Annotated in this window: 18 protein-coding genes; 4 read left to right on the plus strand and 14 right to left on the minus strand. The window is 70.3% G+C overall.

All coding sequences use genetic code 11. From position 1 onward, the window contains the following. Window positions 1-69: 69 nt before the first annotated feature. The 5 genes from ASE14_RS08450 to ASE14_RS08470 form a co-directional block, all read right to left on the minus strand. Entirely contained in the window at window positions 70-2199 is a 2130-nt protein-coding gene (locus ASE14_RS08450) for an acyl-CoA dehydrogenase (RefSeq protein ID WP_056653458.1), read from the minus strand. Between the two features lie 175 nt (window positions 2200-2374). Further along, window positions 2375-2773, minus strand: a complete 399-nt coding sequence (locus ASE14_RS08455; protein WP_056653461.1) for a hypothetical protein — start codon at window positions 2771-2773, stop codon at window positions 2375-2377. Next, window positions 2770-3183 (minus strand): hypothetical protein, encoded by a 414-nt coding sequence (locus tag ASE14_RS08460; RefSeq protein WP_157372886.1) that lies wholly within the window; start codon window positions 3181-3183, stop codon window positions 2770-2772. The genes ASE14_RS08455 and ASE14_RS08460 overlap by 4 nt, the downstream gene beginning before the upstream one ends. 192 nt (window positions 3184-3375) lie before the next feature. Next, window positions 3376-5220, minus strand: coding sequence for a glycoside hydrolase family 3 protein (locus ASE14_RS08465; RefSeq protein ID WP_056653467.1), 1845 nt, complete (start codon window positions 5218-5220; stop codon window positions 3376-3378). 162 nt (window positions 5221-5382) lie between these two features. Further along, complete coding sequence (locus ASE14_RS08470) at window positions 5383-6189, minus strand: histidine phosphatase family protein (protein WP_056653470.1); 807 nt, start codon at window positions 6187-6189, stop codon at window positions 5383-5385. 170 nt (window positions 6190-6359) lie between these two features. On the opposite strand from ASE14_RS08470, the gene ASE14_RS08475 reads away from it, so the two are divergent. Beyond that, window positions 6360-7727 carry a TetR/AcrR family transcriptional regulator gene (locus tag ASE14_RS08475; RefSeq protein ID WP_056653473.1) on the plus strand — a complete coding sequence of 456 codons (1368 nt, stop codon included), beginning with the start codon at window positions 6360-6362 and terminating at the stop codon, window positions 7725-7727. Window positions 7728-7743: 16 nt separating this feature from the next. Here the strand turns inward: ASE14_RS08475 and ASE14_RS08480 are convergent, their stop codons facing one another. From ASE14_RS08480 to ASE14_RS08500, 5 genes are all read right to left on the minus strand, one after another. Further along, a complete protein-coding gene (locus tag ASE14_RS08480; RefSeq protein ID WP_056653477.1) occupies window positions 7744-8574 on the minus strand; it encodes an ABC transporter permease in 831 nt (276 codons plus the stop codon). After that, the gene (locus ASE14_RS08485; protein ID WP_056653480.1) at window positions 8571-9602 is read right to left on the minus strand and encodes an ATP-binding cassette domain-containing protein; all 1032 of its coding nucleotides are present in this window, start codon (window positions 9600-9602) and stop codon (window positions 8571-8573) included. The genes ASE14_RS08480 and ASE14_RS08485 overlap by 4 nt, the downstream gene beginning before the upstream one ends. A 163-nt stretch (window positions 9603-9765) precedes the next feature. Then, entirely contained in the window at window positions 9766-10425 is a 660-nt protein-coding gene (locus ASE14_RS08490) for a PadR family transcriptional regulator (RefSeq protein ID WP_235511145.1), read from the minus strand. Between the two features lie 432 nt (window positions 10426-10857). After that, window positions 10858-12888 (minus strand): DNA helicase RecQ, encoded by a 2031-nt coding sequence (gene recQ, locus ASE14_RS08495; RefSeq protein WP_157372888.1) that lies wholly within the window; start codon window positions 12886-12888, stop codon window positions 10858-10860. A 148-nt stretch (window positions 12889-13036) separates the two neighbouring features. Then, on the minus strand, window positions 13037-17587 hold the full coding sequence (locus ASE14_RS08500; RefSeq protein ID WP_056653487.1) for an ExeM/NucH family extracellular endonuclease: 4551 nt from the start codon (window positions 17585-17587) through the stop codon (window positions 13037-13039). 190 nt (window positions 17588-17777) lie between these two features. Here ASE14_RS08500 and ASE14_RS08505 point away from each other — a divergent pair, with 190 nt between their 5' ends. Further along, complete coding sequence (locus tag ASE14_RS08505) at window positions 17778-18770, plus strand: EamA family transporter (RefSeq protein ID WP_235511147.1); 993 nt, start codon at window positions 17778-17780, stop codon at window positions 18768-18770. A gap of 24 nt (window positions 18771-18794) precedes the next feature. Here ASE14_RS08505 and ASE14_RS08510 read toward each other — a convergent pair whose 3' ends face one another. From ASE14_RS08510 to ASE14_RS08520, 3 genes are all read right to left on the minus strand, one after another. Further along, the gene (locus ASE14_RS08510; RefSeq protein ID WP_082600797.1) at window positions 18795-21278 is read right to left on the minus strand and encodes an RNA helicase; all 2484 of its coding nucleotides are present in this window, start codon (window positions 21276-21278) and stop codon (window positions 18795-18797) included. A 163-nt stretch (window positions 21279-21441) separates the two neighbouring features. Then, complete coding sequence (locus tag ASE14_RS08515) at window positions 21442-22185, minus strand: LGFP repeat-containing protein (protein WP_056653492.1); 744 nt, start codon at window positions 22183-22185, stop codon at window positions 21442-21444. Between the two features lie 214 nt (window positions 22186-22399). Beyond that, a complete protein-coding gene (locus ASE14_RS08520; RefSeq protein ID WP_056653495.1) occupies window positions 22400-23026 on the minus strand; it encodes a TetR/AcrR family transcriptional regulator in 627 nt (208 codons plus the stop codon). A 99-nt stretch (window positions 23027-23125) separates the two neighbouring features. Between ASE14_RS08520 and ASE14_RS08525 the strand changes: the two genes are divergently transcribed. Further along, window positions 23126-23422, plus strand: a complete 297-nt coding sequence (locus ASE14_RS08525; RefSeq protein ID WP_056653497.1) for a hypothetical protein — start codon at window positions 23126-23128, stop codon at window positions 23420-23422. Window positions 23423-23506: 84 nt separating this feature from the next. Next, window positions 23507-25738 carry a hypothetical protein gene (locus ASE14_RS08530; protein WP_056653500.1) on the plus strand — a complete coding sequence of 744 codons (2232 nt, stop codon included), beginning with the start codon at window positions 23507-23509 and terminating at the stop codon, window positions 25736-25738. A gap of 15 nt (window positions 25739-25753) precedes the next feature. Here ASE14_RS08530 and ASE14_RS08535 read toward each other — a convergent pair whose 3' ends face one another. Then, window positions 25754-26674, minus strand: a complete 921-nt coding sequence (locus tag ASE14_RS08535) for an AEC family transporter (RefSeq protein WP_056653504.1) — start codon at window positions 26672-26674, stop codon at window positions 25754-25756. Window positions 26675-26747: the final 73 nt, after the last annotated feature.

A 26747-nucleotide genomic window follows, 5' to 3' on the forward strand; every position in this document is an offset into this window, starting at 1 on the left:
GAGCCTACCGAACGTCACTCGACGAGAGGCCGGGCACCCCGAGGGTCCCGGCCTTCGCGTCGAGCGGTGCTACTTCTTCTTCGACTTCTCGGGAACGGGCAGGGTGCCCGCGGCTCGCTGCGCGGCGTAGTACGCGCGTGCCTCGTCCTGGCGTTCCTGCTCGGCGCCCGATGCGATCTTGGCGCGCAGGTGCTCGGGTCCGTAGCCGAATGCGTCGACGAGGTCCTGCGCGTGCGGGCGCAGGCGCTCGAGCAGACGGTCGATGTACGCGGTCACTGCCTGCGCGCGCTTCGGCGAGAGCCGGCCGTTGATGAGGTACCAGGCGAGGTGCTTCTCGATGAGGCCGAGACCGAAGAGGTCGCGCACCCAGGTGAGCACCTGCTTCGTGCCGGGGTCGGTCGTCTTCGCGAGCGCGCGGGTGAACGCCTCCCACTGCAGCAGCTCGCCGTGCGCCCTGGCCGCCTCGATGAGCTCGTTCTGGTTGCGGTTGAACGCCGCGGCGGCATCGGCCTTCGGCAGCTTCCGCGCATTGCGGAGGCGTCCGGCGATCTCGGCGATCATGGCCTCGACCCGGTCGGTGAGCAGCTCCCGCTGCATCCGCTCGTCGCGCAGCTCGGTGACCGAGCGGGCGGTCGAACCGAAGTCCGCGATGGTCTGCGCGAGGCTGCGCAGACCGGTGCCGTGGTAGGCGCGGTCAGCCGTCTGGGAGACGACGTAGCGTGCCATCGCGCCGGCATCCGCCTTGGCGAACTGCTTCGAGAAGTCGGTGAGCAGGCGCTTGGCGACGAGCTGCAGCAGCACGTTGTTGTCGCCCTCGAACGTCACGTAGACGTCGAGGTCCTGGCGCAGCCCGACCATGCGGTTCTCGGCGAGGAAGCCCGAGCCTCCGGCGGCCTCGCGGGCCTCCTGGAGGGTCTCGAGCGCGTGCCAGGTCGAGAGCGGCTTCAGCGCTGCGGCGATCGTCTCGAGATCCTGCCGGTCGTCGTCGGTGTCGGCCGCGCCCGAGAAGACCGCGTCGAACTTCACGAGGAACTCGTCGTGCGCGAAGATCTGCGCGTACGTCGTCGCGAGCTTCGGCAGCAGGCGACGCTGGTGGCGCTGGTAGTCGAGCAGCACCTCTTCGTCGGTGTCGCTCGCCGCGTTGAACTGGCGGCGCTGGTTGCCGTAGGTGATCGCGATCGTCAGCGCCATGGCGGCGGCGGTCGTCGCGGCGCCGTCGAGCGAGACGCGTCCCTGCACGAGGGTGCCGAGCATCGTGAAGAAGCGACGACCTGGGCTGGAGATGGGGCTCGAGTAGGTGCCGTCTTCGGCGACCGAGCCGTAGCGGTTCAGCAGGTTCTCGCGCGGCACGCGCACGTTCGTGAAGTGCAGACGGCCGTTGTCGATGCCGTTGAGGCCGCCCTTCAGGCCGTCGTCCTCGCCGCCGATGCCCTTGAGGAACCCGCCCTTGGTGTTCCGCAGCGGCACGTAGAAGGCGTGCACGCCGTGGTTGACGCCCTTCGTGATGAGCTGCGCGAAGACCACGGCGGCGGTGCCGTGCAGTGCGGCGTTGCCGAGGTAGTCCTTCCACGCGCCGCGGAACGGCGTGTTGATGACGAACTGCTGCTTCGCCTCGTCGTAGGTCGCGGTCGTGCCGATCGCCGCGACATCCGAACCGTGACCGGTCTCGGTCATCGCGAAGGCGCCGGGCACCTTCAGCGACATGATGTCGGGCAGGAAGGTCTCGTGGTGGAACTCGGTGCCGAGGTGCAGCACGGCGGCGCCGAAGAGGCCCCACTGCACGCCGGCCTTGATCTGCAGGCTGGGGTCGGCGATCACGAGCTCTTCGAACTGCGCGATGTTGCCGCCGTGGTCGTCGAATCCACCGAGCGACTTCGGGAAGGCGCGGTGCACGGCGCGCTGGTCGACGAGGATCTTCAGCTGCCCGAGCACGCGCTCGCGGTGCTCGGCCATGGTCTGACCCTCGATGCGCTGCAGGTCGGGGTGGGCGGCCCGCTCGCGAGCGCCGAGTCGGAGGTCGGCCCAGGTGCCGAGCAGCTGCCGGCCGAGCGTCGCGACATCGATCGAGGGCTGCTCGGGCGCGCTGGGCTGCGGGGCGGATGCCGCGGCGCTCGCGGCCTTCGGCGGTGCCGTCTCTGCGGCGCGCGGCGGCGCGGCCTTCTGCTGCTTCGAAGCGGTGCGGGGTGCCGTGTCAACCATCGTCGGTGTCTCGTCCTTCGTGTGCGGTCTGGGCTTCATTCCACGGTAGGTCGAGTGGATACCGCGAGGAAACCCTGCGTCCGTGCTCTACAAAGGCGCCCCGCGACGCCTCGGCCAGCACTGTGACGACCCTACAAAATGCACTCTCGGCATCGATGGGATACCGACAAGGCGTTCAGTCCCGGAAGAACGCGTTCGCCCGACCCGACCAGAGGAAGGCCAGCACGATGACAGAGAACAGGATGCTGAAGTACTCGCCGATCGCACCGGCCGGATACGCGATCGCGAGGAAGATCGAGCTCGCGATCGAGAGCACCTGGAGGATGGTCACGATGAGGCGCGCGCCGCTGCTGCCGCGCAGGAGGCCGCCGGCCACGGCGATGACGACGACGCCGATGAGGATCGAGATGATCGCCGAGGCGATGAGCTGACTCGCGCCGCCGAACTGCTCCACCGTCGCGGCGACGCTCGTCTGGAAGAGAAGGATGGTGCCCCCGATGACGTCGAGCAGGCCAGAGATCCAAGTGAGCACCGCGACGAACGTGACGCCGCCGGGGCGGCCGACCGCGTTCACTCAGGACTCCGACTGCCGAAGAACACGCTCGCCTTGTGCCCCCAGAGCAGGAACAGCACGACGAGGGAGACTGCGATGCCGAGCCATTCGCCGACCGCGCCGCCGATGTAGGCGACAGCGAGGAAGAGCGAGCCGATGATCGAGAGCACCTGCAGCACGGTGACGACCATCCGGGAGATCCAGCTCCCGGTGAGCAGGCCCGCGGCGACGATCACGACGATGAGGCCGAGCACGATCGAGCCGATCGCGGCGGCGTAGAGCCCTCCGGTTCCGCCGAGACCGTCGGCGACGGATTCGACGCCCGCCTGGAACAGCAGGATGGTGCCCGACACGATGTCGAGCGCCCCCGCGATCCACGCGAGGATCGCGACGATGGTGACGCCCATCGGCCGAGCCATCTGATCGGACATGCCGAACCCCCTTGCCCCATGCACCGTCGGTACGGCGCCCCTGGGGCGATGCTAGCGCTGTCCTGCCCCGCTTGTCGTGAAATCCGGGCGGGTCGCGGCCGGAACGACGTGAGACCCCGCCGGATCCGGCGGGGGTCTCACGTGCGGGCGGGATCATCCGGTGTCGGCCGGATGCCCGTCAGCGTGCGTCGCTCAGGCGGTGTAGCTCAACCCGTGGCCGAAGCGGAACAGCGGGTCGGCCGTGTCGAACGGCACGTCGGAGCGGTTCGCCTCGACGGCGGCCATGCTCGACGGCAGGTCGAACGGCATCCTGCCCTTGGGCGCGGCGTCGCCGACGAGCACGTCGAGCACCGCGCGCGGGCTCGCACCCCAGTTGGCCGTGAGCGCTGCGAGCTCGTCGATGAACGGCGTGAGGATCGCGGGACGGTCGAGGAAGACGTCGACCACGGTCGGCACCGCTGCGGCGATCTCGCGCACGTGCGCGACCTGCTCCGCGGTGTAGTCGAGCGAACCCGAGTGGAAGAAGTTCTCGAACACCGTCGGGCGCTCCTCGAACGGCGCCTGCAGGCGCAGGATCGCGACGTCCGCTTCCGCCGGTGTCTCGACGATCTGACCGTACTCCGACGCGATCTCGGGGGCGATGCCCTCGACGTAGAGGCGCAGTCCGCGGGCGAGCGGCAGGGTGGGGCGCTCGGCGCCCGAGGCATCCGTCTGCTCGCGGTTGACCAGCAGGGTGATCGCGGCACGCTGCGCGGCCTCGCCTGCTGCGATGAACTCGGCCGAGCCGACGACGCGCCCCGCCCGCTCGACGTCGACGTAGGGCTGCTCGAAGAGGCCGAGCACGAACTTCTCGCGCAGCAGTCGGCGGGCCGAGATGTCGAGGCGCTCCTCGGTGATCTCGCCGGAGTTCACGAGGTCGACGAGCATGGCGGGGTCGGCCTCGCCGCCGAACTGGTCGACGCCTGCGTCGATGACCTTCTTCATGCGCTCGCGCGGGGTGAGGTGCTCGACGCCCCACGCACGGGCCGGGAAGGGCTGGCCGAAGACCGCCGCGTCGTTGATGAGTCCCCAGTCGGTGCAGACGATGCCGTCGAAGCCGTAGCGCTCGCGGAGCAGCCCGGTGATGACCGACTTGTTGAAGCCGAAGCCGACCTCTTCGTACTCGGTGCCGACGGGCATGCCGTAGTACGGCATGATCTGGCTCGTGCCGGCCTCGAAGGCGGCCTCGAAGGGCTTGAGGTGCGTCTCGAACTCGCCGCCCGGGTAGACCTGCTCGCGACCGTGGGCGAAGTGCGGGTCCTCACCGTCCTTCTGAGGGCCGCCGCCCGGGAAGTGCTTCGTCATCGTCGAGACCGAGTCGGGGCCGAGCTCGGCGCCCTGGAAGCCGCGGATGTAGGCGGCGCCCATGCGCCCGGCGAGCTCGGGGTCCTCGCCGAAGGTCTGCAGCGCGCGCGACCAGCGCGGCTCGGTGGCGAGGTCGATCTGCGGGTGCAGCGCCACGCGGATGCCGACCGCCGTGTACTCCTGGCGGGCGATGTCGCCGAACTGCTCGACGAGCGCCTCGTCACCCACGGCCGCGAGGCCCATCGTCTCGGGCCACACCGAGAACGAACCGGCGAGCATGCCCGAGAGCGGGTTGTCGGTGTACGAGTGACGCGGGTCGGTCGAGACCGTCACGGGGATGCCGAGTCGGGTCGCGGCCGCAGCCTCCTGCAGGCGGTTATGCCATTCGGCGATGAGCTCCGCCGTGGGCGGGGTCTGCAGCACGTTGAAGTGGTTCATGAGGCGACGGGCGACGTAGTCATCGGTCGACGGCAGGCCGAACATGTCGTCGCCCTGCGAGAGCGTGCCGTCTGCGCCGGCGGCGATCATGGTCTGGAAGAAGAGGCCGGCCTTCTCTTCGAGCGTCATCTGCGAGAGGAGGATCTCGACGCGCTCGGCGACGGGCAGGCTCGCGTCACGGAAACGCAGGTCGAGTTCGCCTGCGGCGTCGACGACTGCCGCGGCATCCGTCTCGTGGTTCAGCTGATCGGTCATGCCAGCACTCCTTCATGCTTCGAAATGGGCCGCGATGCGGCATTCGGATCATCATAAACCGAATGACGCTTGGTTTTCGATTCCCACCGGAAACGCACAGGCACGGCCGCATCCCTCGATGCGGCCGTGCCCGGTCGGGTGGTCGACGGGTCGGTCGACGGGTCAGTCGGATCCGGCTTCGACGTAGCTCAGGTCGTTGACCGTCTTGATCGTCCACTCGCCACGGTCGTAGACGAGCTCGCTCACGGCGCCGTTCTCGATGCCGTTCGTGATCTCGCTCAGGTCGGCCCCGAGCGTGCCGAGTGCGAGCATGATCGTGATGCCGCTCGAGACCACGAGCACCTCGCCGCCGCCGTCGGCGGACTGCTTCGCGGCGATCTCGTCGAGCGCCTCCACCGCACGGGCGGCGACCTGCTCGGGCGTCTCGGCGACGAGGCCGCTGCCCTCGTTCAGGCGGGCGACCGCACTGAGGCCGGCCATGAAGTCGAAGTTCGGGTCGGCGAACAGCTCGCCGACGTTCGCGTAGCCGAGTTCCGTGGCGATGGCCGACCACATCTCCATGTTCTTCGCGCCCTCGAACTTGCCGAAGGATATCTCGCGGAGGCGCTCATCACGGGTGGCCGCGCGCTTCGCGCCGAGTTCGTCGAGCGCGAGCGAGACCGTCTCCCAGTGCCGCACCATGTCGGCGGAGTACGCGGCCTCGAACTTCACGCCGGACTCGGCGAGGCCCTCGCCGAGGTGCTCGGCCGACAAGCGGCCCTCCTCGGTGAGCGGCGAGTCGGACCAGCCCTGCGCCCGTTCGAGGGTGTTGAGCATCGTCTCGCCGTGCCGGGTGAGGTAGATCGTGACGGCGGCCTGCTTCGGCTTCTTCGTCGGCACGTCGGCAGGTGCTGCGGCGAATCCCGCGAGGGTGGCGAGGGTGGTGACGGCGAGGGCGCCGGCCGTGACGGCGCGCGTGGTGCGGTTCATCGGACTCCTTTGTGGCGATGGATGGCGGGGGCGGATGCCCGGTGTCAGCCTAAGCGCGCAAAACCGACCGTTCGGTAACAAATCGGAGTCGATCTCCGCCCGGAGGGTATCGGCCTGCGCAGCGAGGGAGTCGAGCTGCGCGGGGAGGTCCGAAGGTAGGCTGAGCGCCGATGCCGCCGACCAGCCCTTGGCCCGAACCCGCGCCGCCCGCGGCGTCGTCGCGCGGCCGTGCGACGCGCGAACGCATCTTCGACGCCGCGGCGCGCTGCTTCGCGGCATCCGGCTACCGCGGTGTCTCGCTGCGGGACGTCGCGGCCGAAGCCGGACTCTCGCATCCCGGCGTCCTTCGGCACTTCTCCTCGCGCGCCCAGATCCTCGACGCCGTGGTCACCCGGTTCGAACTCGAGAACGAGCAGTGGCTGGAGACGCGAACCGAGGACCCGCCGCACCTGCTGATCGCGCTCGCCGAGCACAACCAGGCGAAACCCGGCTACCTCGAGCTGTTCTCGGCCCTCGCCGGGGAAGCCGTCAGCCCGGAGCATCCGGCTCACGCCCGGTTCGCGGCCCGCTACCGGCAGCTGCGTGAGGAGAGCGTGCAGCACCCCCCGGCCGACGCGTGGTCGCTCGACGATGCGACCTGCATGCTCGCCGGGTGGGACGGACTCCAGCTCGCTTCGCTCTACAACCCCGGCGAAGTGGATGTCGCGGCCGAACTCGCGCGGCACTTCGCCGGCGTGCGTGCGTCTGCTGCGGCCAGCGCCGCCGCGGACGACGCAGTGTCGGCGGCTGCGGCACCGACCCCAGCAGCGCGGGCGGCTCCTGGAGGCGCAGCGCGGGCGTCCGACCGGCCCGAGCCGCCCGCCCGCCCGGCGGCCGACCCGGTCGTGCGACCGGCGGGATACGCGGTCGGACGCGCTCGGCAGGCCCGGATCATCGCCGACGCCACGGAGCTCTTCGCCCGTCGCGGCTTCCATGACACGAGCCTGCGCGAGATCGCCGAGGGCGTCGGCATCTCGAAGTCGGCGCTCCTCCACCACTTCCCGACGAAGGACGAGCTGCTCATCGCCGTGGTCGCCGAGCGCGACCGGCGCACGGTGCCGAGCTCGGAGGAACTCCGGTCGGCCTCCCCCGCCGAGACGATCGAGCTCATGGTGCGAACCGCGCGCCGCGCCGAACTCGAGACCCCCGGCCTGATCGAGGTCTACACCGTGCTCACGGGAGAGGCCGCGTCGCCGGAGCATCCGGCGCACCGCTTCTTCGCCGACCGCTCGCGCCGCACCATCTCCGACCTCACCGTCGTGTTCGAGCGACTCGCGGCGGCCGGCCTGCTCGCCCCCGGACGGGACGCGCGCCATGAGGGGCGGTGGGTGCCCGCCCTGTGGGACGGCCTGCAGGTGCAGTGGGGCTACGACCCCGGCATCGATGTCGCGGGACTCCTCGCCGACTACCTCGACGCCGTGGTCACGTTCACCGTGCACGCGCCGCCGCGGACCGCGCCGCGCCCCGGAAAGCGCGCCGCGGTCCGCCTGCTTCCCTGACGTCCGCTGCCGCGGACTACGCGCTGCGCTGGTACACGCGGAACGCGCGCGTCGCCACCCACGCGAGCACCGCGGTGAACACGGCGAGCAGCCCGAGGTGTCCCCACACGCTCGGCCAGTCGGGGCTCGCGCCGAGCGCCTCGCGACCCGCCACGACAGCCCACTCGAACGGGTTGAACCGCGCGACCTCCGCGACCCAGTCGGCCGACAGGCTCGTGTCCATGAGCGCCGAGCTCAGGAACATGAGCGGGATCGTGATGAGCTGCGAGATGCCGATCAACACATTCTGGTTGCGAGCGAGCAGTGCGGCCGCGTTCGACAACGCCGAGAACGACGCCGTGAGCAGCATCGCCGCGAGCAGCAGGATGAGGATTCCGGCGACCCCGCCGTCGAACCTCGCGCCACCGAGCCAGGCGACCCCCAGCACGATGAGCGACTGCACGAGCGTGAGCAACGCCTGGTAGACGAGCGTCGAGACCATCATCGCGCCGCGGCTCGTCGGCGAGGTGAGGAAGCGGTCCATGACACCGCGCTCCATGTCCTCGAGGTAGCTCGTGCCCGCCCAGGCGCTGCCGAACAGCGCCATCATCATCACGATGCCGGGTGTCAGGTACTCGAGGTAGTTGTCACCGCCCGTGAATCCCGGGATGTCGACGACCGAGGTGAACAGCTGGCCGAACAGCAGGAGCCAGATGAGCGGCTGCACGACGTTCATCACGAGGAACGCGGGGATGCGCACCACAGCGCGCAGATGCCGGAGCGTGAGGCACGCGGTGTGCCGGAAGAAGCTCGGCCGGGTGTAGGCGGGCCGGGCCGCGGCACGGACCGGGTTCGTGAGCGTGGTCATGACGCGACCTCCTCGAGATCGGTGCGGGCGTCCGCCGACGAACCGGTGTGCACCGCGGCGAACGAATGCCCGGTGTGGGCGAGGTAGACGTCGTCGAGGCTCGGCCGCGAGACGGTCGCAGAGGCCACGGCGACGCCATCGGCGTCGAGCGCCGCGAGCACGAGCGGCAGTGCGGCGCCGCCGTCGTCGGCCCGGGCGCGCACGGCGCGCCCCTCGGCCACGACCTCGCTGAACCCGCCCAGGCGGTCGAGCGACTCGAGCGCCCGGGCGATGACGGATGCCTCGTGGAGCTCGATCACGACGGCGTCGCCGCGCAGCTCGCTCTTCAGTTGCTCTGGCGTGCCCTCGGTGACGACGCGACCGGCGTCGACGATCGCGAGCCGGCTCGCGAGCCGGTCGGCCTCCTCGAGGTAGTGGGTGGTCAGCAGCACGGTCATGCGCTCCTCACGGGACATCCGCTCGATCTCCGCCCACATCTCGGCGCGCGCCTCGGGGTCGAGTCCCGTCGTCGGCTCATCGAGGAAGAGCACCTGCGGGCGGTGCATGAGGCCGATCGCGACGTCGAGCTTGCGCGCCATGCCGCCCGAGTAGGTCTTGACCTGGCGACGCGCCGCGCTCGTGAGCGCGAACCGGTCGAGCAGTTCGCCCGCCCGGCTGCGTGCGGCGCGGGTCGACATGCCGTGCAGCTGACCGGCCAGCACGAGGTTCTCGACGCCGGTGTCCATGGGATCGGAGACCTGCTTCTGGGCGACGAAGCCGATCGCGCTGCGCACCCGCGCGGGGTGCCGTGCCACGTCGATGCCGGCGACGAACGCGGCGCCGGAATCGGCCCGCGAGAGGGTCGAGAGGATCTTGACGGTCGTGGACTTGCCGGCGCCGTTCGGCCCGAGCAGGCCGAAGACGGTGCCTTCCTCCGCCTGGAACGTGAGGCCGTCGAGGGCCCGGAGCGGGGGTTTGCCGCGCCCCTGCGAATAGGTCTTGACGAGATCGGCGGCCGCGAGGGCCATCCCGTCGGGTGATGCAGCCATGAGGCTCTCCTTCGGTGGGGAGCCGTTCGGTCGTGATGACGCGCCGATAGAATGGCGGCACGCACTGGGGTGGATTCGATTCACGTTGAACGACTCGGTTGCGAGATGGCTCGGGTGTTGCCGCATCCGGGCCATCGATCTGCGTACTGGTCAGTGCTGCTGGTCAGTGCTGCTGTTCTGCCGCTCCTTCCGCCATGTACCGGGCGAGCTGCGACTGCACCTCGTCGGCGGTCGCGCCGGCAGCGATCAACCGGTGCAGGGCCTTCCATGCGTCCACGCCATCGACCTCGCCTGCCTCGAGACGGGTGAGCAGGGTCGTGACGAAGTCTCGTTCGGCGCGGATCATCGCGACGCGATAGTGGAACTCGACGAGGAAGAGCTCGGGAACGCCGAGTTGCGGGAACTGTTCGGCGAGCGCTGCACGTTGGTCGAGCTCGGCATCGACCCGCTCGAGGCGCTCGCGGAGTAAAGCGATCGCCTCCTCTGGAGCGAGCAACAGGATGAGAGAGAGCCCGGTCTCGAACGCCGGGTACTCCTTGACCGGCACGGCGATGAGCTCCCGCATCCAGTCATGGGCCTCGGTTCGGCCGGCGTCGGTGATCGCGTAGACGATGCGCTCGGGCCGGTTGCCCTCGCGCTCGACGCGGGCCTCTTCGATGAGGCCGTGCTTCTCGAGCGACTTGATGATCGCGTAGAGCGAGCCGAAGTTCAGCCTGATGCTGTCTTCCTTGCCGCGCTCGCGCAGGGTGGTCGTGATCTCGTAGGGGTACATCGGGCGCTCCCACAGGCTCGCCAGCACCGCGAGTGCGAGCGGGTTGCTCACCGGTCGACGCGACATACTCACCTCCAAATACTTTGTTCAGAGTATATCGCGAGTGAGGATCCGTCAAGGGTCGTCGGATGCCGCGCCGACGTGCCGCACCGATGCGCCCGACGTGTGGAAACGAGGAGATCTGCGTTTCCGAGGATCGAACTCGGGGGTTCGGTCCTCGCGATCGCAGATCTCCTCCCGAATGCGGCGGGCCGCACGCGGCGCGGAAGCGGCGCGCTGCACGCGGTGGGCGCGGGGCCGGCGGGCTGCACGCGGTGGGCGCGGAGCGGCGCGCTGCACGCGGTGGGCGCGGAGCGGCGCGCTGCACGCGGTGGGCGCGGAAGCGGCGCGCTGCACGCGGCACGCGGCACGCGGAGAGCGGCACGCGAGCGAGCCTTCGTGGAGGCGTGAACCAGCTCGAGGAGGCTCGGTCGGGTCGAGGGCTCAGGCCGAGGCGACCACCGAGAGCAGCGCCTCGCCGTAGGCCTCGCGCTTCTTGGCGCCGATGCCCGTGATGCCGTCGAGCTCGGCGAGGCTCGCCGGCTTCGCGACCGCGACGGCGCGCAGGGTCGCGTCGCCGAAGACGATGTAGGCGGGCACGCCCTGCTCCTTCGCCTCGCCGGCGCGCCACGAGCGCAGCTGTTCGAAGAGCTCGGCCTGCGCCGGCTCGAGATCGGCCGCTGCCGGCGCCGCGCGCGACGTGCGCGTACGGCCGGCACGCTCGGGTTCGGTGCGGAGCTTGACGACCCGCTTGCCCGAGAGCACGTCGGCCGCGGCATCCGTCACCGTCAAGGTGCCGTACTCGCCGTGCGTGGCCAGCAGTCCCTGGGCGAGCAACTGTCGCACGACCCCGCGCCACTGCTGGTCGCTGAGGTCTTGGCCGATGCTCCACGTCGCGAGCGCGTCGTGACCGTACTGGCGCACGCGCGGCGTCTCTTTGCCGCGGAGGATGTCGACGAGGTGGCCGGCGCCGAACTTCTGCCGACGCTCGCGCTGCAGGCGCACGATCGTCGACATGAGCTTCTGGGCCGGCACGGTGCCGTCCCACGAGGCGGGCGGCTCGAGGCAGGTGTCGCAGTTGCCGCAGGGCTCGCTCGGCTGGCCGAAGTAGCCGAGCAGGTTCTGGCGGCGGCACTGCACCGTCTCGCAGAGGGCGAGCATCGCGTCGAGGTGCTGGGCGAGGCGACGCCGGTGGGCGAGGTCTCCGGGGCTCTCGTCGATCATGCGGCGCTGCTGCACGACGTCTTGCAGACCATAGGCGAGCCAGGCCGTGGCGGGCGCGCCGTCTCGGCCGGCGCGACCGGTCTCCTGGTAGTACCCCTCGACCGACTTCGGCAGGTCGACATGGGCGACGAAGCGCACATCGGGCTTGTCGATGCCCATGCCGAAAGCGATCGTCGCGACGACGACGACGCCCTCCTCGCGCAGGAACCGCTCCTGCGTGCGGCGGCGCACCCCTGCGTCGAGGCCCGCGTGGTACGGCAGCGCGTTGACGCCGTGCTCGGCGAGGAACGCGGCGATCTTCTCGGTACTCGCCCGCGAGAGCGCGTAGACGATGCCCGAGACCGGGTCGCCCGCGGCGTCGCGCCCTTCGCTGCGGATGAACTCGAGCAGCTGCTTGCGCACCTCGAGCTTCGAGTCGATGCGGTACTGGATGTTCGGCCGGTCGAAGCTCGAGACGAAGTGCTCTGCACCGCCGAGGCTCAGACGCTCGGTGATCTCGCGGTGGGTCGCCTCGGTCGCCGTGGCGGTGAGGGCGATGCGCGGCACGTCGGGCCAGCGTTCGGCGAGCTCGGAGAGCGCGAGGTAGTCGGGACGGAAGTCGTGCCCCCACTGCGCGACGCAGTGGGCCTCGTCGATCGCGAAGAGCGCGATCGTGCCCTGCTCGAGGAAGCGCTTGGTCGCCTCGCCGCCGAGCCGCTCGGGGGCGACGTAGAGCAGGTCGAGCTCACCGGCGAGGTAGGCGCGCTCCACCTCGGCGCGCTCGTGCGACTGCTGGCTCGAGTTCAGGTAGGCGGCGCGCACGCCGTTGCGCACGAGGGCGTCGACCTGGTCGTGCATGAGCGCGATGAGCGGCGAGACCACGATGCCCGTGCCCTCGCGCAGGAGCGACGGGATCTGGTAGCAGAGGCTCTTGCCGCCACCGGTCGGCATGAGCACGACGGCGTCGCCGCCGCCCGCGACCTGGGCGATGATCTCGGCCTGCTCGCCGCGGAAGCTGTCGTACCCGAAGACGGTGTGCAGCGCCTCGGAGGCCGAAGCGAACCGCGCAGGCGCCGCGGCGCGACGACCGGCCACGGTGGTACCCGACGGCCGGGTCGCGACTCCCGGCGAGCGCTGGGCGGGTGCGCCCCGAACCGCGCCGAACCGGGCGTCGTCGACGGGCGGAACCCACTCGTCGTCGGGCGGCGGGGCGAGCTCGTCAGGGTCCCAGGGGACCTCGTCGGCCCAGCCGGGTTCCGCGTTCAAGCTCATTCGTCGAGTCTAACGAGGGCTGCCGACGCGCCCCGCCGTGCTGGGCCTGCGTGCGCAGGCCGGCGCTGTCGAGGAGGAGTCCGCGCACGAACGAGAGCGGGGCGGCGGCCATCAGGCCACCACCCCGCTCGTCATCGCCCTGCTGGAACTACCAGACCAGCACCGGCACCGCGAACGACTGCGAGTCGGCGTACGGCTCCGTACTCGCGAAGTTCGAACGCAGCAGGTGCACGCCTCGCTCGAGGTCGGGCAGCGTCACCGAGAAGCGACCCTTGTCGTCGGCGTCGAGTTCGACCGTCGCGATGACCGTCGACCCATCGGTGATGGTCACGGTGCCGACCGGCTTCGAGCCGTCGTGGGCGATCACGACACCGGAGTACTTGATCGTCTTGCCGGCCTTGGCCACCAGCTTGTTCGGCACACCGACGATCGTCGTGTCGACCTCGGCGACCGGCTGCTCGACCGTGATCGGCACCTCGACGCTCGTGCCCGTCGACGCCACCGAGATGACGAGCTGCTGTGCGCCGCCGAAGTCCTCGGGGATGACGACCGAGAGGCTGGCCCGGCCGATCTCGTCGAACTTCTCGAGCAGCGTGCGGTCGACCGGAGCGGTGCCGAGCACCGTGTCGCCGATCGAGACGCTCACCTCGCCGGCGGCGACCTCGCTCGTGCTGAAGTCGAGCGAGCTCAGGTCGAGCTCGACCGACTCGCCGGCCACGTACTCGGTGCCGTTGGCCGGAGCCGAGATCACGACGCCCACCGAGCGCTGTGCGAGGTCGGGGGTCGCGGTGCCGTTCGCCGCGAACCACTCGACGGTCGAGGCGAGGTCGACCTTGCCGGTGTCGGAGCGGTTGGTGCCGGCGGCGAACGTCGCGAAGCTGTCACCGCCGCCCGCGAGGAACGAGTTCGCGACCACGCGGTAGGTGGCTGCCGGGTCGATCGGGGTGCCGTTCAACGTGACCGAGGTGACGTGCGAACCGGTGGGTGCTGTCGGGTCGTAGACGACCTCGACGCCCGTGTTCACGCCGAGCTTCAGCAGCGGCCGGGTCGGGCTCGTCTGCCACTGCTCCTCGAACACCTGCTTCACCTGCGCACCCGTGAGGTCGAGCGTCACGAGCGTGTTGGCGAACGGCTGCACCGTCGCCGCCTCGCGGTACGTGACGTTGCCGTCGGGGTCGTCGGCTGCACTCGACGCGTACTTCAGATCGGTGCGGATGCCGCCCGGGTTCATGAAGGCGATGTCGGCGTGGCCGTCGACGTTCGCCGCCCAGAGGTGCACGTCGGCGAGGAAGTTGCCGATCGTCGACTCGCCACCGCGGTTCTCGACGAGCACCGGGTTGCCGTTGGCATCCGTGCCCGGCTGGCGTGCACGGTTCAGGTCGGCGGTGATGGTGCCGACCGTCTGCTTGCCGAGCACATCCGCCTTGGCCGTGGCGTCCGCGACGATCGCGGCGACCTCGGGCACCGGCTGGTAGACCGACACGTACGGGGACGTCGGCGTGGCACGCGTCATGAGGGGCATCAGGTCGTTGGAGATCGAGAGGAGCTCCTTCGAGACCGGGTCGACCTTCAGCTGCATGAGACCGAACTGCTCGCCGTACTGCCCGGCGGAGACGACGGGGCGTCCGTCGATCTCGTGGTCGTACGGAAGGTGCGTGTGCGCCGACACGATCGCGGCGACCGAGTCGTCCACTCCGGCCACGATCTGGGCGAACGGCGAACCGTCGGTGAGGGCCGAGATGTTCGTCGAGGAGGCGCCCTCGTGCACGAGGAGGATCAGCACATCGGCCTCGCCGTTGGCGGGATCGCCGTCCTTCAGGTCGGCGGCCGCGGCGTTCACGGAGTCGACGACGCCGCGCACCTCGAGGTCGGCGATGCCCGCCGGGCTGACGAGCGAGTCGAGGTCCTCCGTCACCGCTCCGATGAAGCCGACGGTGACGCCCTCGAACTCCTGCGTCCAGCTCGGCGCGAGCGCGGTGTCATCCGTGCCCTTCAGGAAGACGTTCGAGCTCAGGTACTCCCAGTCGGCGCGGTCCTGCACGCGGTCGCGGAGGTCGGCCCAGCCCTGGTCGAACTCGTGGTTGCCGGCCGCGCTCACATCGAGACCGGCGGCGTTGAGCGCGTCGATCGTCGGGTTGTCGTTCTGGATGAACGACGTGAACGTCGAGGCGCCGATGAGGTCGCCCGCTGCAGCGAACACCGTGTTCGGGTTCGCGGCGCGGACCTCCTTCACGGCTCCGGCCAGCTCGGCGATGCCCGCCGACGGGGCGGACTTCTCGATGCGGCCGTGGAAGTCGTTGATCGTCACGACGGAGATGTCGACGACGTTCTCGAGTTCGGCGAGATCGATGCCGATGAGGGTCGGGTCGTGGTCGCTGGAGCGGAACACGGAGCCGTCGTCTGCGGCCTCGCGCCCGTACTCGCGTGCGCCCCACTCGGGCGAGTTGATGGCCCAGCGACCGATGCCGGTGACAGCCTCGACGCCCTCGGCGTTCGCGAGTGCGTGGTCGAGCGAGCCGAGCTCGCCGTCGAAGGAGTACGTGTACTCCCCCGGTGCGAGCGCCGGCAGCAGGTCGGTGTACCCGGCGCCGGTCATCACCTGGATCGGGTCCTCCTGCGCGTACGAGTTGAAGTCGCCGAGGAGGAAGACCTCGTCGGACTGCTCGGCGAGCTGGCCGGCGAGCGTGAGGAGCGACGTCGCCTGGGCGACGCGATCGGCGTTGAAGTGGCCTTGGCCGTCGGCGGGCTCCGCACCCGTGCCGCTCTTCGACTTGAAGTGGTTCGCGATCACCGAGAGGTCGGTGCCGTTCTCCATCTCGAAGACCTGGCCGATGGGCTCGCGCGCATTGCCCCAGACGGCTTCATCGACGATCGTCTGCGCGTCGCCCTTCGGGGTGACGGCGTCGGAGCGGTAGATGATCGCGCTCTGGATGACGTCGGTCGTGGCCGGTGCGAGCACCGCCGGGGTCGGCACGAAGTCCCAGACGTCGGAGCCCTCGGCCTCGTTGAGTGCCGCCACGATCGCGCCGAGGGCCTCGTCGGCGTCGCCGTCGAGCTTCAGCGAGTTCTCGATCTCCTGCAGCGCCACGATCTCGGCGTCAAGCGAGGTGATCGCCTCGACGATCTTCTCCTCCTGCAGTGCGAACTCCTCGGCGGTGTCCGCGCCTCGCGCGTCGGGGTTCTGGCTCGTCAGCGTCGTGAAGTAGTTCAGCACGTTGAAGACGCCGATCTGCACATCGCCGCCGACCTGGGGTGCACCCGAGGGGCGCACGTTCTGCGCCTCGAAGGTGGGCTTGGCATCGGCGCTCAGGTTGTCGATCGGCGTCGCCGGCTGCAGGCGCCACGCGTTGAAGCCGTAGCTCAGCACGTAGGGCGTGCCCGGGAAGACGATGCGGTCGCCGTTGCGGACCACCGTGTCCTCGGTGAGGTACGGCTGCTCGTTCGGGTGGGCGGCGTTGTCGACCCGACTGTTCCAGCCGTCGTCGAGCACGAGCAGTCGGCCGCGGTTCGCCGCCGCGATCTCGGCGGCCGCGGGGCCGGCGTCGACCTGCTCCGTGCTCTTCACCGGGAGGGTGTCGCCTGCGGCGAGCCACACCGAGCCGAAGCTCGATGCCTCGTGGGTGCTTGACACGAGGTACGAGCCGGTCGGGGCGACGAGGGTGCTCTCGAGGGACTCGCGAGCAGAACCGACGGTGCTCGCGGGCAGCTCGACCGCGTCGGGGACGCCGACACCTGCGGTCACGAGCTCGGCGCCGCTCGCGTTGGTCGTGATCTGGGTGAGCCCGAAGTACTCGCTCACGGTGCCGGTGACCCGAACGAGGTCGCCGATCGCGCCGACGGCGGGCATCTGGAAGACGAAGATGCCGTCGGATGCACCGGGCGTCGTGTCGGCGCCGGGGGTCTGGATCGTCACGCCGTTGTAGCCGCCGGAGCGGTGGTCGGCGGTGATGACGCCCTCGACGACGACCGTGGCGCCCGCCATGGTCGTCGCGTCGCCCGTGCCCTGCACCTCGGCGATCGTCGCGGTCGTCGGTTCTGGCGGCTCGGTGTCGCCGTCGGAGCCCTGCGGGGTGACGGTCGTCGTGAACGCGAAGTCGGCTGAGTTGACGTCGGTGTCGGCGAAGTCGGTGCGCACGATGCTGCCGGGGTCGGTGTTGCCGCCCGTGTAGGCCGCCGCTGCGCCCTCGAAGTTCACCGAGGTGCCGTAGCCGACGTAGTCGACGACCTGGGGGTTGTTCACGATGGAGCCGGTGCCGGGGTTGATCGCGCCGGCCACGTTCGCGAGGAAGAGCGAGCCGTTCGTGCCGCTCGGGTTCAGTCCGAGCGATGCATCGGGCTCGGGCAGCGCTGCACCGATCGCACCGTTGGTGCCGAGGCCGATGAGGTAGTAGCCGCCCGCCTCGATCTCGCCGGAGAGCGCCCCGACGCCGCTCGAGGCCGCGGTGCTCGTCGCGCTGCGGTACTGCAGCGACCATCCGTCGAGGGAGACGGCCGAGTCGGTGGGGTTGTACAGCTCGACGAACTTGTTCGCGAACGGCTGGTTCGCGCTGCCTCCGCGGGCGTACACCTCGTTGATGACGACGCCGGAGCCGTCGACGGCGGCGAAGGCCGGAGGAGCGCCGAGCACCCCGACGACGAGCGCTCCGATCGATGCGGCCGAGACGGCCGCCAGACGTGGGATGGTGCGGCGACGATGCATGACTCTCCTCAGTGCGATCGATCCCGCCGACGGCTCGCGTAGGTGCGCCCTGTTCGGCGGGATATTGCCCCGTAGCCTATGAGCGGCCGGCAACGCTGCCAAGGGGCGTGCGCCGATTCATCCGCCTGATTTCACGTGCTGTTCACGGGTGTCGCGCAGATGAGCATGAGGCATCCATTCGATTGCTCGAATGAGCGTCGATTACGCCGCCGCTACGCTGGCGATCATGCTCACGGCCGTCTTCTCCCTCTCCGGGGCCCTCGTCTTCGGCGCGGCCGACTTCCTCGGCGGCCTGGCCGCGAAGCGCGTCAGCGCGATCCTCGCGACGGCGGTCGCATCGGGCGCCGGGTTCGTCGTGCTCGCCGCCGCCTTCCCCCTGTTCGGCGGCGCGTGGACCGCGCACGACGTCTGGTGGGGCGTGGTCTCCGGCGTCATCGGCGCCGTCGCGATCTCGCTGCTCTACGCGTGCCTCGCGATCGGCCCGATGTCGATCCTCTCGCCGCTGACCGCCGTCGTGTCGGCGATCGTGCCGATGGCCTGGGGCCTCGTGAGCGGTGAGCGGTTCAGCACGCTCGGGTACTGGGCGCTCGGCCTGGCCCTCGTCGCGGTCGTGCTCGTCGGCTTCGTGCCAGAGCGGGGCGCCGTGCGGCCGAGTCTCCGCGGCATCCTGATGGCCGTCGGCTCGGGCATCGCCATCGGCGGCTTCTACATCGCCATCGACCAGACCTCCGATGAGAGCGGCGTGGTGCCCCTCCTGCTGAACCGCGGGGTCAACGCGGCGATCATGTTCACGGTCGTCGGCGTGGTCGCGCTCGTGGCGCTGGCTCGGCGGCGGGCGGCCGTTCCGGTCGCAGCGACGGCGCCGGGCGAGCGGATGTCCCAGGGCGAGCGGATGCCGCAGTCGACGTCGCTCGGAGCCGCCACCGCTCCCCCGGTCCGCTCGGCGACGGCCGCCGGCATCCGCCTCGCGATCGCGTGCGGCGTGGTCGACGTGATCGCGAACGGACTGCTGCTCGCTGGCATCCGCGCGGGCGACCTCTCGGTGGCCGCGGTGCTCGGCGCGATGTACCCGGCGGGCACCATCCTGCTCGCCGCGCTCGTGCTGAAGGAGCGCATCGCGCCCGTGCAGTGGGCCGGCCTCGTGCTCGCCCTCGCGGCGGCGGGCATGCTCGCCCTCGCGTGAGCCGCGCGGCGGACGCGTCCGACGCTAGAGCCGCACGACCTCGGTGACGCGCACGACCGCTGCGCCCTCCTCGGCGGAGGCGTCGAGGTCGACCTCTGCCCTGATGCGCCAGTCGTGGTCGCCGGCCGGGTCGTCGATCGTCTGCTCGACACGCCACATGCCGCTCGCGGCATCCGCCTCGTCGATCGCGACCATCCGCGGCGAGCGTGCCGCAGGTCCGGCGCCGATCTCGTCGTGCTCGGCGTAGTAGCGGTCGAGGGCGTCGGGCCAGCCGGCATCGGGGTCGAGCTCGGCGAGCTCGTCGTCGCGCTCGAGGGCGGCGAGCTGCACGCGGCGGAACAGCTCGTTGCGCACGAGCACCGTGAACGCGCGGCGGTTGGTGACGACCGATGGCGGCGCGGGCGGCACGACCGCGGCCTCGTCCTCTGGCAGGTGCGCGGCGGGATCGATGAGCTCGTTCCACTCGTCGACGAGGCTCGAGTCGACCTGGCGCACGAGCTCGCCGAGCCATTCGATGATGTCGAGCAGCTCCTCGTTCTTCGCCTCGGTCGGCACCGTCTGACGGATCGCCCGGTACGCGTCGGAGAGGTAGCGCAGCACGAGCCCCTCGCTGCGGGCGAGCTGGTAGAAGCCGACGTATTCTCCGAACGACATGCTGCGTTCGAACATGTCGCGCACGACCGACTTGGGCGAGAGCTCGAAGTCGCGCACCCACGGCTGGCTCGAGGCGAAGACCTCGAACGACTGGGCGAGCAGCTCGTCGAGCGGCTTCGGCCAGGTGACCAGCTCGACGAGCTCCATGCGCTCGTCGTACTCGATGCCGTCCTGCTTCATGCGGCCGATGGCCTCGCCGCGCGCCTTGAACTGCTGCTGCGAGAGGATCGGTCGCGGGTCGTCGAGCGTCGACTCGATGACGCTCACGACGTCGAGGGCGTAGTGGCCCGTGCCGACGCCGTTCTCGGCGGTGGCCTCGGGGTCGAGCAGTTCGATCGCGGCGAGCGCGAACGGGGACAGCGGCTGGTTGAGTGCGAAGTTCGGCTGCAGGTCGACGGTGAGGCGCACGATCGGCAGACCCTCGCCCGCAGGGGGCAGCAGTTCGACGACGCCGGCGTCGCGCAGGGTGCGGAAGATCTCGAGCGCCCGCCGCGCGAGCGCGAACTGCCGGGCGCGCGGTTCGTGGTTGTCGAAGACGAGCGAGCGGATGTCTCCGATCACGTCTCCCCCGCGGGCGATCACGTTGATCAGCATCGCGGCGGTGAGCTTCAGCTGCGGCACGAGCGGCTCCGGCTCCGCGGCGACGAGCCGCTCGTACGAGCCCTCGCCCCACGTGATCTGCCCGGCCGGCGCCTTCTTGCGCACGATCTTCTTGATCTTCTTGGGGTCGTCGCCCGCCTTGCGGACGGAGGCCTCGTTCTCGATCTCGTGCTCGGGCGCGAGCACGACGACCGTGCCCGCGGTGTCGTAGCCGGCCCGGCCCGCCCGCCCCGCGATCTGGTGGAACTCCCGCGCGGTGAGCTGGCGCATCCGCTGCCCGTCGAACTTGGAGAGCGCCGTGATGAGCACGGTGCGGATGGGCACGTTGATGCCGACGCCGAGGGTGTCGGTGCCGCAGATGACGCGGAGCAGCCCGCGCTGCGCGAGCGTCTCGACGAGTCGCCGGTAGCGCGGCAGCATGCCGGCGTGGTGCACGCCGATGCCGGAGCGCACGAGTCGCGAGAGGGTCTTGCCGAACGCCGTGGTGAAGCGGAACCCGCCGATCGCCTCGGCGATCTCGTCGCGCTGCTCGCGTGTGACGACGCGGATCGACGACAGCGCCTGCGCCCGCTCCATGGCCGCGGCCTGAGAGAAGTGCACGATGTAGACGGGGGCCTGCCGGGTCTCGATGAGCTCCTCGACGGTCTCCTGCACCGCGGTCTTCGCGTACGAGAAGTGCAGCGGCACCGGGCGGTCGACGCCGGTGACGAGCGCGGTCTCCCGACCGGTGCGCCGCTTCAGGTCGGCCGCGATCGCCGTGACGTCGCCGAGGGTGGCCGACATGAGCACGAACTGCGCCCGGCGCAGCGTGAGCAGCGGCACCTGCCACGCCCAGCCCCGGTCGGGGTCGCCGTAGTAGTGGAACTCGTCCATGACGACCTGGTCGACGTCGGCGTCGGGGCCGTGGCGCAGGGCGAGGTTCGCGAGGATCTCCGCGGTGCAGCAGATGATCGGGGCATCGGGGTTCACCGAGCTGTCGCCCGTGACCATGCCGACATTGACCGCGCCGAAGATCTCGACGAGCTGGAAGAACTTCTCGGAGACGAGCGCCTTGATCGGCGCCGTGTAGTAGCTCCGGCCGCCACGAGCGAGGGATGCCGCGTGGGCGGCGACTGCGACGAGCGACTTGCCGGTGCCGGTCGGCGTGGAGAGGATGACGTTGGCTCCGGAGACGATCTCGATGATCGCCTCGTCCTGCGCGGGGTAGAGCGAGAGGCCGCGACCCTCGGCCCAGTCGACGAAGGCGTCGTACATCGCGTCGGCGTCGTACGGGCTCGGCGCGAGCTCGGGCAGGGTCTGGGTCACCCGTCGAGTCTGTCACGCGGGCGGGTTCGCGAGCGTCGCGCTCGGCCGGGACACCTCGTATCGCCCCGGACCCCGATATCCGGGGTCCCGTGCGACACGAGTGGTCCGCGAATCAGGAGCCGGGCGCGAAGTCGGGCTGGAGCCGGTCGAGCGTGTCCTCGATGGCGGGATCGAGCGCCCCGGCCGACGACGGCCGGTCGGCCGACGGGCTGAGCACGACGACCGGCCCGGTCGACGACGACCACTCCACCGTGCCGTGCTCGAAGATCCCGCGGAGCACGCCCGTGTCGGCAACGAGGTCGACGTCGTTCATGGGCAGGCCGAGCGCCGAACGCTCCCACCCGAGCAGCGCCCAGATGTCCCGCACCATTCCGTAGACGATCGCCGGGCCATGCGCCGGGGTCCAGTAGATGGAGCCGCCTTCGAAGTGCGCGAAGCCGCCGGCCATGCGACCGCCGTGCTCCGACGCGGCGAGGGCCTGCTCGTCGGTCGTCGGGAAGCCCAGGAACGAGGTCTCGGCGCCGACGCCGTGCCAGTGCTCGGCGATCGGCCCGTGCACCTCGTGCGCACCGGTGCGCTCCGACCAGTAGACGGCACCGCGCTCGTACTCGCGGCGGTACATCTCCCCGGCCCCGATGCGCGTGTGCGGTGCGACGGCCTTGCCGAGCCACGAGTGCTCGGCGCGCTTGGCGCTGATGGCCGGCACCGCGACGAGCAACTGGTTGGCCGGGTCGTAGCGCACGGCGGTGCGGAAGTCGCTCCAGCTCAGTGCGCGATCACGCCCGGTCGATCGCACCTCGCCGCGAACCGGCGCAGCCTGACCGTCGCGCGTGAGTCGCATCTTCCGCTCGGTCATGGCGTGTCCTTCGCTGCCGGTGCGCCCGCCGGGCGCCGGAAAAATGGGGGAAGCCGGCCTGCACCTCGTGTTCGGGACTCAGTGCTGACCGGCTCTCCGATCGCCACCCCGCGGTGACAGTTCCCCCTGCGGTCCACGGAACGGCGATCAGTACCCACCATACGAAGGGCGACGGATGTCGCGAATCAGGGTTATCCCTGAACCTCGCGGGATCTCAGGGAGCGGCGATCTCCGGATCGGCGGCCGGCGGTTCGGGCTGCGCGGCCCGCGCGAGGAGTTCGATCGTCTGCACGATCGCGGCTCGTCGTGCCGCGCGGCGATCGGCCGGTGCGTCGTCGGTGCCGACGAGCAGTTCGTCGAGGTGGCCAAGTACCGGCCACGCGTTCACGAGCGTGACGATCGTGAGCAGCAGTTCCGCCGCCTGCCGCCGATCGAGGCCGGGCAGGAGTCGCTGGAATCCCTCGACCTTCGCCCGGTGGTACTCGGCGCGAGCGGCATCGGCCGCCGCGCTCTCTGCGCCCTCGAGCCCCTCCCAGAAGACCAGGCGCGGGATCGTCGCCCCGGCGACGTGGTGGTCGAACAGCCGCCCCGCGTAGTCACCGGCGGCGGCCGGGCCCTCGCCGGTCATCGGCACGGCGTCCATCGTGCTGCGCAGCTGCGTGGAGAGCACAGCGGCGAAGAGCTCGTCCTTCTTGCCGAAGTACTGGTAGATGCGTTCCTTGTTGACGCCGGCGTTCGACGCGATGCGATCGACGCGGGCACCGGCCAGCCCGTGCTCGCTGAACTCCGCGGTCGCCGCTTCGAGCAGGAGGCGTTTCGTGCGCTCGACGTCCCAGGCCATGTTGCCACCCTAGCAATTTTCCAACTGAACAGTTGTGATTCTCGGAACGGCGTGGTTCAATTGCAACCGTTCAGTTGGAAAATATCGGAGGAGCCACCCATGAGCAGCATCAGCCCCACCGCCCCCGGCGCCGCGACCACCCCCGCCGCCGCCGCTTCCGCACCCTCGGTGCACGTGCGCGCCGTCATCACCTGGCTCGCGATCTTCCCGCTCGTCGCCGTCGGCATGATCCTCATCGGACCGGTGTCGGAGTCGTGGCATCCCGTGCTCCGCGCCTTCGTGCTCACGCTCGTGGTCGTGCCGCTGGCCGTCTACCTCGTCGTGCCGCGCCTGCTCGGCGCATACGGTGCGGTGCGCCGCAGCCGCGCAGCACGACGCGGTCAGGGCGCGCACTGACGGGCGTCTCCGCGACACCACAGGCGACACGGACCCGTTCGAGCCGCTAGCGTTCGCTGAGACGCACTCGTTCGAGGAGAATCCATGCGGATCGCACCCAGCCCCACGCCAGACGAGTCAGCCGTTCCATCGCCCGAGACGCCGGAGGCCGAGCGCGCCGATCCGGCCACGGGCCGCGTCCCCGAGCCGGCCGGAAACGGTACGGAATCCGGAACCCGCACGGGCACCGGCACGAACACCGGCACCGACAGTGGCAGCGGCACCGGCGATGCCAGAACCTTCGACCGCGCGCTCGTCGTGGTGCACGGCATGGGCGACGCGTACCGAAGCCAGATCCTGCTCGAGTGGGCCGAACCGCTGCTGGCCCGCATGGACTGGCTCGCCAGGGACAAGGTCATCGGCGCCGACGACCGTCATGGCGTCTCGATCGAGGACTCCGACCTGTCGGGCGAGGTGCCGATGGTCACGGCCACCGTGCGCTACCCGGGCCCGCGGGCGCAGGCGAGCGGCGAGGCATCCGATGCAGCCGACGACGTCGTGCTGAAGATCGCGATCCTCGAGGCGCGCTGGTCGGAATCGTTCCTGCCGATGAGCCGCGGCCAGGTGTTCCAGTGGGCGGTCGTCTTCATGTGGCGCACCATCTGGCGGGTGCTCGACCTGTTCCTCGGAACCATGGTGCTCGTGCCCTGGTACACGCTCCTGCGGCACTGGACGAAGCCGGCGGGTGAGCCCAGGGAGCTGCCGAAGCTCGTCGACCTCGCCATAGACGTCGTACGCCTCGTCGTCTGCACGATCGCGTTCGCGGTCACCTGGGTCTTCCTCGTACTGCTGGCCGCCGTGCTGACGCCGATCCTGCCGCTCATCAGTCCGCTGCTGCTCATCCCGTGGTTCAAGAACGTCGCGCAGGGCGTCATCGACGGCATCATCGAGTCGATCGGCGACGTCGCCGTGTGGAAGGAGAAGCCGCTGCGCGCCTCGGCCATGCGCCTCGTGGTGCGCACGGCGCTCGAACGCGCGAAGGAGCTCGTCGGCGACGGCGACGTGCACCTCTTCGCGCACTCGCAGGGCGCCGCGGTCGCGACGTACGCCCTCTTCGAGGAACTCGTGCCGAGCACCTACAACGTGAGCCGGCTCACCACGGTCGGCGCGGCGGTGGTGCTGCTCGGGCGCGACCGCTGGCAGGGTCGCTCCGACGAGTACCGGCCCGTCGACACGTGGCTCGAACGCAACAAGGCGGCCGGAGCGGGCCGCGAGGTGGCGTGGGTGAACCACTGGGCCATCTGGGACCCGTTCTCGGCGGGCCCGATCGCCGACACGGCGCCGGGTCGGCGCGAGCGCTGGCGCAACGCGTACTTCCCGGGGGGTTCGACCACGAAAGGCCCCGAGGAGCATGCTGTGCACAACACGAGCCAGCCCTTCCTCGACCACTCGGTCTACTTCGAGAACACCATCCAGGTGGTCGAGCCCACCGCACGCCACCTGCTCGGCCCCGGCTTCCCCGACGCGCCGGCCGCCGTCGCCTACGTCGAGAACCGCCTCTCGGTGATCGACAAGAAATCGCTCGGCATCAACATGCTCGCCGCCGTCGTGATCGCCGCGATCCTGCCCGGGCTGCCGGGCGTCTACGCCGCCTTCGCGACGCTCGCGAGCTGGGTCGCAGGTGCCATCGGCTTCATGATCGGCGTCTTCCCCGGCGGCCAGGATGTCGCGGAGGCCGTGCCCGCCGCCATCGCCTCGGCGTCGTTCGTGACCGACCCGAACGGGCTGAACCCGTGGAGCTGGCTCCTCGCCTCGGTCTTCACCCTCGCGGTGCTGATCTGGCTGAACCAGCGTCTCGCGACGGTCACCCGCCGTTCGCGCGAGTGGGACCGTTGCCCGATCGAGCCGCGGCACTGGCTCGTGCTCAGTTCGATCCCCCGCGCGTTCTACGTCGCCGGCGCCTTCGTCTGCGTGTGGTTCGCGATCTTCGCGTGGGCACGCCCATCGGTCGGGTGGCTGATCGTCGACGCCGTGCTCCTCGCCATCGTCGCGATCTTCGTCTTCGTCGAGCCGCTGTACGCCCCGGTGCCGGTCGTCGTGGCGGCGCGGGTCGGAGACGCCGAGGCCGGCGCACCCACGATCGTGGCCGGATCCACGCCGATGAAGCTCCGCGACGCGGTGCGGACCGAGGAGTTCCGCAACGACCTGGCGGCGCGGCGCAGGCTGCTCCGCCCCGAGGGCCGGCGTGCGAGGCTCTGGGCGAAGTGGTTCCACGGCTGGCCCGAATCCGCCACCGCAACCGCAACTGCGCCTGGGACGGCCACCGCGAACGAGTGAGCAAACGCCGCCCGCTCAACCCAGCAGGATCGCCACGGCGATGAGCACCGGCACCGAGCCGATCGTCGTCATGAACACCGTGTCGCGGGCCACGACCTCCGCCGTCTCGTAGCGCTGGGCGTACACGAAGACGTTCTGCGCCGTCGGCAGCGCCGCGAGCACCGTCACCGCGTAGAGTTCGATGCCGTCGAGCCCGAAGACGAAGGTCCCGATCGCCCACGCGGTGAGGGGCATCGCGACGAGTTTCAGCAGCGTCGCGAGCACCACCTCGCGGCGGCCGGCGCCCGGTGCGAACAGACGCTGTCCATGCAGCGACAGCCCGTACGCGATGAGCATGAGCGGCACCGCTGCATGACCGATGAGCTCGATCGGCTCCATCACGATCGGCGGCAGCTCGAGGCCCGACACCGCGACGAGCACGCCGGCGAGGGAGCCCAGGATGATCGGGTTCGTGAAGGTCGTCCGCGCGATCGCCGCCACCGAGGTGTTGCCGTGCACGCGGGCGCCGAGGATCGCGAGCGCCACCGGCGCGAACAGCAGGAGCTGCAGCAGCACGACGGGCGCCGAGTACGCCGCGTCGCCGAGCATGTAGACGGCGATCGGGATGCCGAAGTTGTTGCCGTTGACGTAGCCCGAGGCGAGCGAGCCGATGACCGTGTGCTCGAGGCTGCGCCGCCACAGGAGCATCGCCACGAGGCCGAACATGAGCATCATCGCGACGGCCGCGATCGCGGAGACCGGGAGCAGCACCGAGAAGAGGGCGCCCACATCGGCCGTCGAGAGCACGGAGAAGAGCAGGAACGGCGCGAGCACACTGAAGTTCAGCCGCGCGAGCATGGGCCGGGCTTCGGGCCCGAGCACCCCGGTGCGCCCGGCGATCCAGCCGACGAACACGGCGAGCGCGATCACGGCGAACCCCGTGAAGATCTGGATCACTCGCCGGCCGTCCGGTCGTCGGGGTGCATCGCGGGCCTCATCATCCCCGACGTTAGTCGCTGCCGCTCCTTCC

Source organism: Agromyces sp. Root81 (genome assembly GCF_001429165.1).
Lineage (GTDB): Bacteria > Actinomycetota > Actinomycetes > Actinomycetales > Microbacteriaceae > Agromyces.